Source organism: Endozoicomonas sp. SESOKO3 (genome assembly GCF_024606255.1).
The window spans coordinates 1-2,746 of the sequence record NZ_JAHHPR010000757.1 but is presented as its reverse complement, the minus strand read 5'-3'; the positions used below and the strand labels follow the sequence as shown (position 1 = coordinate 2,746).

The 2,746-nt window shown below is 47.9% G+C and carries 2 protein-coding genes; one reads left to right on the top strand and one right to left on the bottom strand.

What is annotated here, in order from left to right; all coding sequences use genetic code 11:
* Window positions 1–908, top strand: a 908-nt coding sequence (gene argA / locus KDK18_RS13320; protein WP_257255418.1) for an amino-acid N-acetyltransferase, incomplete at its 5' end; no start/stop codon positions are given.
* A gap of 36 nt (window positions 909–944) precedes the next feature.
* Here argA and KDK18_RS13315 read toward each other — a convergent pair.
* Window positions 945–2,746, bottom strand: a 1,802-nt coding sequence (locus KDK18_RS13315) for a hypothetical protein (protein ID WP_257255416.1), incomplete at its 5' end; no start/stop codon positions are given.

Genomic DNA, 2,746 nt, shown 5'->3' with positions numbered 1-2,746 from the left:
CTGCAAAACCTCTGGGTGTGATCGATGGACAGAATTTTCTCCACACCGGTGCGATTCGCAAAATAGATAAAGAAGCTATCCAGCAGCAACTAGACAGTGGCTACATAGTGCTTCTCTCCTGCCTCGGTCATTCACCGACAGGCGAGCTGTTCAACATGGCGGTGGAAGAAGTCGCCACCCATACGGCCATCCACCTTGAAGCCGAAAAATTGCTTTTGTACTCACAATTTGATGGCGTCCAGAACCGGCATGGTCAACAGATCAGTCGTCTTTCCCCCCAGGAAGCTGAAAAATTACTCCAGAATCTTGATGGTGAGGACAGGAGACTGCTTTCCTCAGCCATCACTGCCTGTCACGGTGGAGTGGAGCGCGCACAGCTGATCAGCTATGAGCAGGACGGTTCACTGCTACTGGAGCTCTTTACCCGTAACGGCTCTGGCACAATGGTTTCGCGTGACCGTTATGAAGAAATTCGTGCTGCCAGTATTGAGGATGTGGGGGGGATTCTTGAGCTCATCAGGCCTCTGGAACAAAAAGGCATTCTCAGAAGACGTTCCAGAAAAGAGCTGGAACGCGAAATTCGGCTGTTCCGGGTCATTTCTCTGGACGGTATGATTATTGGCTGTGCGGCTATCCATTTGTTTTCGGGAGAAAAAGCTGCAGAGCTGGCCTGTCTGGTGATCCACCCTGACTACCGGGAGAAAAATCGTGGTGACCTTCTCCTGAGTGCTATAGAGGAACAGGCTGCCCAGCAGGGTATGGATACCCTGTTTGTATTGACGACTCAGACCAGCCATTGGTTTGTTGAACGAGGTTTTTCTGAATCCACCCAAAAGTCTCTGCCTGAGGAGAAGCGCAACCAATACAATGAGGAGAGACAATCCAGAATTCTGCTCAAGAAACTCTGAGGCACAAGATAAAGGTTTACGGAAGTTCTATAACAGTTAAATCGGAGCCTGGGGAGGAATAAGGTGGCTCATTTGCTGATCCCAGAACGCGGTTTTGGTCATGACACTTTCATAGTATTTACCAATAGCCCCCACCATCATTTCAGAAATAATTTGGTGATGATATTGGCGTCGGAGAATTAACACAGCCGCCTCCCGATCATCCATATGGTCAAACATGGGCGAGTTGGGGTTGACCTGGGCCAGTTGCTCCTGGAGCCTGACTTCTTTCATAACATCTTTATGGGATTCATGCAGTTTCAGAATACGATCAACAAAATCTTCCAGCTGATCTTTAGCCAGCCTTCTCATGGTGCCCATTTCTTCCCGCCCGGTTCTAGCCTCCTGACCCTGCCAATCCCAGACTACACTTTTGCCTGTCTTCTTTCCGATAATACGTTCAAATCGTTCTTTATTAATAGCCTCGTTATAACGGTTAACAAAAAGATCTGCCAGAAAGAAAAAACCAAAGATAATTAATCCATCCACCGTGGGCCTGGGCAGATAAGGTGAAATTTCCAATTTTGGCACACTTTCGGAAGCATGCCAGACCACTTTAAAGCCGTGTAGCATGGTTGATTTAATGGCTCCCTTCAACCAGACGTTCAAATAACTTCTAACGCCATTCTCAGCCAGTATCAGGGCATTTGCCACCCTGTTGGCATGAGTGTTAAAACGACTCCTTTCTTCTTCAGTGAGCTCCAGATCGGGCATTTCCTCTTTCAACACCCGCTCCAGCTCTTCCACAGCCTCTTTGGAAGAAATAGAGCCATCACTGGTTAAATCATCAGTCATTTTAGGGAAGACTTTTTGCAACCACCCCGTCTGTTTGGTCTTGAAGTGGTAAGACTTACCGATCACTCGAGGATCATTCGCCGCATCACTGAACAAGCGTTCTCTTTTCTCAGGATCCATGTTTTTGAATTTACAGTTCCACAGCTGATCCAGAACCGGCTCCCACTCTTGATCCATTCTTTCAACGTCACTGACTGCGGCTGTGTACAAACGTTTATAGAGTTTGAAAGCATCTTGCAGGTTGCGTCTGCGGTACAGGTATCGGGCTTTGCCCTCTTCCAGACGAATCACGGCTTCAAGATTGCTCTCATCTTTTTCTCTTTCCATCTCCAGTCTCAACTGAGCGTCTTTCTCCAGCGCAGAATAGGCATTGAAGATGCGGGTTAAGGTCTCATGACTGCAAATGTATCTCAGGCTTTTCAGGAACACGCGAAACTTCTTGTCATCCATCTCTGACAGAACACCCAGGTCATTCATTTCCAGCTTGTAATCAGCAGATGCTTCAGCCCTCTGTAATGCCCTAATGGCCTTGGTCATCCGAATCAGCTCAGTACCACCACTCCATGCACCGTACCAGGCAATATAGCTGAATAGAGCCGCCGCAGCGGCAATCCCTCCCGACACCAGACCTATTAGCACGGTACTAACTACTATGGCAGCGGAGTTAAGACTAAAGTACCTCTTGTTCCTGAGAAAATGACGTTTGATCCTGTCACGAGTATCCGTATTCTTGAGCTTGATACCACCACCTTTATCCACAACATTCTGAATATGAGTCCTGTCGACTTCATCCAGGTGATAACGTGTAGCTTTGGGTCTATCAAGTCCGGGAGGGGTTGCAGCAGGATTAGAAGCATCAAAACCACTGACAGGATCTCTTCCTTTTCTGGCCATTACCTGTTTGACCGGTATATGAGTCTCCGGTGCAAACCGCCAGCGCAACGCATTCTTGATTTCAAGGATGCGTTCAAAAGTGATATCCGTATCGTCAAGCAGCCCTGCAT